At 59.0% G+C, this 7,732-nt stretch carries 5 protein-coding genes; all 5 read left to right on the forward strand.

Translation table 11 applies throughout. The features are described from left to right. Positions 1-943: hypothetical protein (locus HKN37_06565; protein ID NNE46305.1), on the forward strand; the 943-nt coding region annotated here is incomplete at its 5' end. Between the two features lie 114 nt (positions 944-1,057). Beyond that, the gene (locus tag HKN37_06570) at positions 1,058-1,780 is read left to right on the forward strand and encodes a hypothetical protein (GenBank protein ID NNE46306.1); all 723 of its coding nucleotides are present in this window, start codon (positions 1,058-1,060) and stop codon (positions 1,778-1,780) included. A 590-nt stretch (positions 1,781-2,370) separates the two neighbouring features. After that, a complete protein-coding gene (locus HKN37_06575) occupies positions 2,371-4,311 on the forward strand; it encodes an ADP-ribosylglycohydrolase family protein (protein ID NNE46307.1) in 1,941 nt (646 codons plus the stop codon). A 188-nt stretch (positions 4,312-4,499) separates the two neighbouring features. Continuing rightward, positions 4,500-5,390 carry a family 16 glycosylhydrolase gene (locus HKN37_06580; protein ID NNE46308.1) on the forward strand — a complete coding sequence of 297 codons (891 nt, stop codon included), beginning with the start codon at positions 4,500-4,502 and terminating at the stop codon, positions 5,388-5,390. A gap of 1,056 nt (positions 5,391-6,446) precedes the next feature. Continuing rightward, positions 6,447-7,732, forward strand: a 1,286-nt coding sequence (locus HKN37_06585; protein NNE46309.1) for a catalase-peroxidase, incomplete at its 3' end; no start/stop codon positions are given.

Genomic DNA, 7,732 nt, shown 5'->3' on the forward strand with positions numbered 1-7,732 from the left:
CGCCTCAGCGATGCTTGCCGATGCCGTGAGCGCCACCTACTCCGGACATGCCGCGAGTGCAACCGTAGTCGACTGGGAAGGCAATACTCTTCAGGAAGGCGACAACGGATACACATGCATGCCGACACCCCCAGCGTTTAAGGCGCGAGGTGCGGTATCGCCCATGTGTCTTGACGATGTCTGGTTGGCCTGGGCCGACGCCTGGCAGAACAAGACTCCGTTCTCGACCGACAGAATCGGGATTGCATACATGCTTGCAGGAGATGGCGGTGCAAGCAACATTGATCCGTGGGCAGATGGACCGACGGACGACAACGAGTGGATCGTTGAAGGGGCGCATCTGATGCTGATCGCCCCGAACTCTTCGCTGCTGGAGGGCATCCCGACGGATCCGTCATACGGCGGGCCGTACGTGATGTGGAGAGGTACCGACTACGAACATGTCATGGTTCCGGTCAAGGCGGCTGACGTGACTGACGTTGCAGATCTGCTCGAAGACGCCCTTTCGGCCGCCGACACGAACATGCAGGCAGGCGTGGCGGCGATGGATTGGGAGGGCAACGTGCTTCAGGAGGGAGACAATGGTTATACCTGCATGCCAACGCCACCGCAGTTCACGAGCGGACGTGCCCCGATGTGCTTCGACGGGCCATGGGTGGCGTGGGGTGATGCATGGCAGAACAAGAAGCCCTTCTCGACCGACCAGCTCGGAATCTCATACATGCTTTCGGGTGATCAGGGTGCAAGCAATCTGGATCCCTACGCCGCAGGTCCGACCGATGACAACGAATGGGTTCAGGAAGCTCCGCACATGATGCTGATTGCCCCCGATTCGGCGATGCTGGCGGGAATCACGAGGGATCCGGCACAGGGTGGACCATACGTGATGTGGGACGGGACGCCGTACGCTCACGTGATGGTTCCGATTGCAGACAGACCGTAATCTGTGGCCGTCGAATTCGTTTTGGGTCAACCATGCTTGCCTGTAGATTCTGAGGTTAGTGGGCAGGGTGGCCGCAGGATTTGTTTCAAGAACCAACCAAGATTTTTCAGAAAGATGACACGCACGCATACCTACAGACTGGCCGGCACGTTTCTGCTGGCCTTCGGACTTATCCCGATCGCATGCACAGGCGATCAGACGCCGCCGGCAGAGGCGGACATGACACAAGCGCAGGCAGATGCGACGCCGATGATCCCGCCTTCCTTCGTATACATCCAGCATGGTGTGGCGGATTTTGACGCATGGCTGGTAGAGTACGACGCCTTTGACGATGAGCGGGCCGCGGCAAACGTGGCGGAGATGTGGGTCTACCGAGATCTCGATCAACCGGACGTCGTACATGCACTTCATGGTGCGGGAGACGTCGAGACGCTTCAGGGTTTCACGCAGATGGAGGATCTGGCCGCCGCCATGCAGAAAGCAGGTGTGATGGGACCGCCGCGATTCGACTTCATGAATCTCGTCGATGGCACAGCACCCGAGACGCCTGTGGAATCGCAATACAGCGTGCTCGTGGCGCACGAGGTGGCCGACTGGGCCCAGTGGAAGGCGGCCTTCGATGCGCACATGCCCGCTCGCGACGCGGCGGGACTCACGACTCGCGGAGTCTCGCGCGGCGCCGACAATTCAAACAGGGTGTATATAAACTTCGCTGTCAGCGACCTTGAGAAGGCGCGCGCGTTTGTTGCCTCCGACGACCTGAAGACGGCCATGGAAGGTGCTGGCGTCGTCGGTGTGCCCGAAATCTACTTCGCGGAGACCGTGCGGCCGATGTAGTCGGCGTAGAAACGCTGCCGGTATTTCTGTTTCCCTGTGAGCAGGGGCTTTCCGGAAAGCAAGAAGGCGTCCTCTGTCGAGGGCGCCTTTCTTATTTTGGTCTCAGAGGGTAAGGTCGGACGCGTTTTTTAGTTCGCGGGACTACGCGACTCGGTGCCGTCGTTTCCGGAAATACGCGGCCGTTTCCGACACGCCACCAATGATCCCACCTATGCACTGCCCCGCGAGCATGCAAACCATGATGACCGCCGGGATTCCGGCTAATGCAAGTAGCCCTAGCAACAGGATCTCCATTTCGATCTACACTCGAATGTTGTTGTCAATTCGGTCGCTATCGGTGCCGAGTCACCTGTGGTCGGTGGCCGGCTCGTACTGCGACACATGTGGAGAGTATCGACAGACGTGACTGCGTGCAAAGAGCGGAGCTCGACTCAGTGCGTAGGTCGGCTCCTGATCCGCGTGTAGTGATGCGCCCGCGCTTCAAATGTGTCATCATCGAAGGTCACGAGTCCATCATCATACCAGGTGACCTTCCGCAGCGTAACTGATTTATCTTCCACCGTGGACCCTTCATGAATGTATGCTCTCAAATGTCCAGGTCGCATAAAAGCTCGCGCTGTCTCACTCTCGTGGCCGGTTGTGCACTTGGCTTGCTGCTCGTTTCCGCCTGTTTGGTAGAGCGCGCGGCCCCCGATCAGAACTTCCGTCGCATCCCGGTTGACGAGTACCGAGATCGAGTACTGGCTTCGTGGCTCGGCCAGATCATCGGCAACACGTACGGGCTGTCGTACGAATTCAAGTTTCTCGACGAGCCCGGACCGGATGCGTTTCCCTATGGCTACGGTGAGATGCTGGACCGCGTGCGAGAGGTGGACGGTGCCTTCAGCGACGACGATACGGATATCGAATACATGTATCTGCTCCAGATGGAGCGCCATGGTATCGAGCCGACGTACGAGCAACTCACTGAAGCCTGGAAGCATCATATCCGCACGAGAATCTGGGCGGCGAACCGCGTCGCTCTGACGCTGATGCACCACGGATACGAACCCCCGCTGACGGGCGACTCGTTGCTTAATCCGCGCTGGTTCGAAATCGACCCGCAGCTTGTGAACGAAATCTGGGCGGTAACGGCGCCGGGCATGATCGACTACGCCGCAGGCAAGACGGAGTGGGCGGCGAGGATAACCAATGACAGCTTTGGCATCGAACCTGCGATGCATTACGGGGCCATGTACTCGGCAGCATTCTTTGTGTCAGATGTCGACAGCTTGATAGACATCGGTACAGCCGCGCTGCCCGACGGAAGTCGGTTTGCAGGCGTCGTGGAGGAGATGAAGGCGCTACACGCAATGTATCCCGACGACTGGCAAGCGGCCCGAAAGGAGTTGGCGGACAAGTACTTTATCCGGCAGCCGTACAACCGTTTCGGCTGGGAGCCCATCGACGCCATTCTGAACGGAGCAGCCGGGATTCTGGCCTTGCTGTATGGCGAAGGCGACATACAGCTGACCCTGGATCTCGCATGCGCGATCGGTTTCGACGCTGACAACCAGGCGGCGACGATGACCGGTCTGCTGGCCCTGGCCGGCGGCACCGATGTTCTGCCGGAAGCTTTGCTGTATCCCCTCGACGATGTCGAGTGGAACGCGCCGTTCAACGATCGCTATGTGAATGTGACCCGGCACGACATGCCGGATGCGTCTCTCACAGACATGGCCGCACGCATCGCCGAGCAGGGCGAGGCCGTTATCCTTGCGACAGGTGGGCGGCGCGTTGGGGATCACTACGAAATTCCCGTTGACGCCCGATTCATTCCTCCGCTCGAACTCCCGGCGCTTCCTCCTGTTTTTGCCGCCGTCGGTGAAGAGCTCGCGCTCGATATATTCCCGCATGGTGATCGAGATGCCGTCGACTGGACTCTTGATGGGGAGGTCCCGGGGTTGCGTTTCGATCGCGGACGACTGGCGGGTACGCCGTCCGAGATCGGGCAGTACGCATTGCGCGTGTCCGTTAACCGGGGAGACGCGGGTGCCCAGGAATCATACACGATCCACGTCCGATCAGAGAATTTCGCGCCTCTTGCGGAGCGTGTTCTGCATAACGAAAACACGGACGGCCTCAACGCGATTCGCGATGGCAGTCTCACAGAACCGGTCTTCTACAGTTCCACCCGCAGCACACCACATCGACAGTGGTATGGATACGAGTGGGCGGACGAAGTGGTGGTGAGCAGGGTGGGCGTTCATATGGGATTCCCGCAGGAGGAATGGGGCTGGCTGGTCAATCCGGCAATCGAGTTCCGCGACTCAACCGGAGGCTGGACGCCGGTGTTGGAGTTAAGCATTGATCCGTCGTTTCCGAAAGGGGAGACCAAGTACCTCCAGCCGGGATTTGTCGGATACGATTTCAGATTCCAGACGGTGCGCACGAACGCGATCCGGCTGGTGGGCGTTGCGGGCGGCGATCCGGTTGATGCGCCGCCGATGTACGGTTCGGCAATCAGTGAACTCACGGTGCACAGTCAGTAATCGGGCAACGGGTGGCACGGGAGCCTCGTGAAGTCATCCCGGCCGCAGTGCCGGGATCCATGGATCAGCAAATGCATGCCCGCCACGCAGTCCTGAGTCATCCCCTCGAAGGGAAATCCCTCTCGCTGAAGGTGGCGCGGGATATGTATTTTCTTGCAGATACTCTTTCACTTGAGATTCAACGCGACATGAGATACTTGCCAGCTCTTCTTGTTATCTCGATGATTCTTGTGTCCTGTAGCCCGGGCAGTACCGGCCTGAACGACCAACCGAATGAGGGCTGGCAAACGGATTTCTTCGACGACTTTGACACATTCGACACCGCCAACTGGCAGGATCAGATCCTGTGGGTCAACAACGAGGATCAGTGCTACGTCCGCGATGGCGAGTACGGCACGAGGGAGGTCGGCGACGGGACAATCAAGCTCAAGGTGATCAGTCTCGGTGAGCCGATCGAGTGCGACAACATCGACAAGTGGGGCAACAAGCATCCCGACACTCGCTACGTGGCCGGCCGGATTGCATCCAAGAACCGGAAGGAGTTTGTCAAAGGCCGGTGGACCGCAAGACTGAAGACTTGGGGCAACGGCCAGCCGGGCATGTTTCCGGCATGGTGGCTGCTCGGGGCTCGCAACAATGAACCACCGGTGGAGGAGGAGGACGAAAACATATGCTGGCCCATGACAGGGTCGGGCGAGATCGACATCTTCGAGCATCATGGGAATGGGGGCGCCGACCACTATACGGCCCGCACAATCAAGAGCCTGGGGAGGTGCGAATCACTGAATCCGGACGGTTCGGTAGAAGGCGCCGGCGATTGGTGGACGTACCAGATCGGTTTGACGGCCACACTGGATGAGTACCATGAATACTCCGTCGAATGGGCCGGCGACACCCTGATCTATCGTCTGGACGGGGTTGAGGCTGCCCGGCAGGACAGTCTTGGCGCCAACTATCCGGAGCCCATGTTCGCGATCTTGAACTATGCGAAGATCAATGACGCGCCGATGGACGGCGAATGGGTGATGGAGGTCGACTGGGTGAAGCACGAGGTGTGGCAGGAATCAGCGCCGCGTTAGATTGCCGGCCGGGCTGCTACGCGTGTCCCCGCCGTCGATTACCGACCCTCGTGGACAATGAACGCGCGGTCCCCGACAGGATCGTTTGCCAATCGTTGACACGGGGAGATTGTACAGCTTATCTCGTTGTCGACATGACTAACAGAACGAAACTGGCAGCAGTCGCCGCATTGATTTCTGGCCTCATTTTAGTACTGCTATTCGTTGACTTCCCCCGGACGAAACACGACGATCCATTGTATCCGCCTCCGCAATGGGTTGTTAATATTCGTAACCGGATTGACGTGGAAAAATGCGGACCGGATGCCTGCGAGTCGTGCGACACGGAGAGATGTGGCGACTATCCGGAGTCTTGCACGATGCTCCAAGCTCGCTACTCCTGTGGGCCGGCGTGTGACGCCGTTGTCGCTTTCTGTACCAGTACGGCGCCTGCGGAAACAGGTGAGGCGACGTCATGCCAGTCGGATGATGACTGCTGGTGCCGGTCATTCACGGGAGCACAGTTCATTCCTGGAGAAAGAGTATCGAACAAATGCAACGTGGAAACGCAGCGGTGCTACCCCTGTTACTACGAGTAGCGGTGCCGATTGTCCTCATTGCGAAGAACTCGATTCTCGAGTCGGAACCAGGCGGCCTTCGGTGCTCGTCCCTGCTGCTATTCTGGTAGGTTTTGCTGCTCATGAATTGCGCTGCACTGATAGGCCGTAGATCAAACCAGATCACCAAGGGTCTTCGTCGGCGATATCAACTCGAGCCGTACGATCCGGAATCGCGGTTCCCGGGCAGCATGAAAGGATTCCGTTATCGGAGATGCTTCCCCTTTCAGACTGGTGTGGGAGAGGCTACAGGATTCTCCGTCTGGTAGCCTCGTGCCAAAGCCCTGGCTACGATATACGTTCAGTGCCAGGTGAGGAAAGAGTCGGCGCGGCTCAAATTCATCGCAAGAAGATGAATCTTCTGCCATAATGTGCGTCTCTCTTTGACAGGGACTCGGAGTACCACGATCATGGAGTCACACATCGTCTTTTCGCCTTCAAATAGATCAGAGATCATTCCATGAGTACGAATGGCAAGTGCCCGTTCACCGGGGCCATGACCAGGAACAGCGCCGGCGGCACATCGAACCAGGACTGGTGGCCGAACCAGCTGAATCTGAGGATTTTGCATCAACGTCCTCCCGCATCCAATCCGATGGACGAGGACTTCAATTACGCCGAGGAGTTCAAAAAACTGGATCTGCAGGCCCTCAAGCAGGATTTGTACGACCTGATGACGGACTCGCAGGACTGGTGGCCGGCCGACTACGGTCACTACGGCGGGTTGTTCATCCGGATGGCCTGGCATAGCGCCGGTACCTATCGCACCGGAGATGGCCGCGGCGGATCAGGCTCGGGCACGCAGCGGTTTGCTCCGCTGAACAGCTGGCCCGACAACGGCAACCTGGACAAAGCCCGTCGTCTTCTCTGGCCCATCAAGCAGAAGTACGGCAACAAGCTTTCCTGGGCCGACCTGATGATCCTGGCCGGTAACTGCGCCCTCGAATCCATGGGGTTCAAGACCTTCGGGTTCGCAGGCGGTCGCGAGGATATTTACGAGCCCAGGGAGGACATCTACTGGGGCAGCGAGACCGAGTGGCTGGGCGACAAGCGCTACAGCGGTGACCGCGAGCTGGATAATCCGCTAGCGGCCGTCCAGATGGGTCTGATCTACGTGAACCCGGAAGGACCCAACGGGGATCCGGATCCCGTGGGGTCCGGTCGCGACGTCCGCGAGACATTCAAGCGGATGGCCATGAACGACTACGAAACGGTAGCCCTGACGGCCGGTGGCCACACGTTCGGAAAGATGCACGGTGCAGGCCCGGATTCCGCAGTCGGTCGCGAGCCCGAAGGCGCACCAATCGAAGCCCAGGGACTGGGCTGGCTGAGTACCTACGGGAGTGGCAAGGGCCGAGACACGATCACCAGCGGCCTCGAAGGGGCCTGGACGCCCGACCCGACCAAGTGGGACATGGACTACTTCCGGGTCCTCTTCAAGTACGAGTGGGAATTGACGAAGAGCCCGTACGGGGCCTTCCAGTGGACGCCGAAGGACATCGAGGAGGAAGACATGGCTCCCGACCCCGAGGATCCCACCGGAAAAGTGCCGATCGTGATGAGCACGGCCGACATGGCCATGCGCTACGATCCGGAATATGAGAAGATCTCACGGCACTTCATGGAGAACCCGGATGAGTTTGCCGATGCGTTCGCCCGTGCGTGGTTTAAGCTCACGCACCGCGACATGGGTCCGCGCGCTCGGTTCCTCGGGCCGGAAGTACCCGGGGAGGAGCTGATCTGGAT

Source organism: Rhodothermales bacterium (genome assembly GCA_013002345.1).
Taxonomy (GTDB): domain Bacteria; phylum Bacteroidota; class Rhodothermia; order Rhodothermales; family JABDKH01; genus JABDKH01.

Bases quoted from the DNA above. Each gene is read 5' to 3' on its own strand.
- HKN37_06580 (NNE46308.1), top strand. From the start codon at position 4,500: ATGAGATACTTGCCAGCTCTTCTTGTTATCTCGATGATTCTTGTGTCC.
- HKN37_06570 (NNE46306.1), top strand. From the start codon at position 1,058: ATGACACGCACGCATACCTACAGACTGGCCGGCACGTTTCTGCTGGCC.
- HKN37_06575 (NNE46307.1), top strand. From the start codon at position 2,371: ATGTCCAGGTCGCATAAAAGCTCGCGCTGTCTCACTCTCGTGGCCGGT.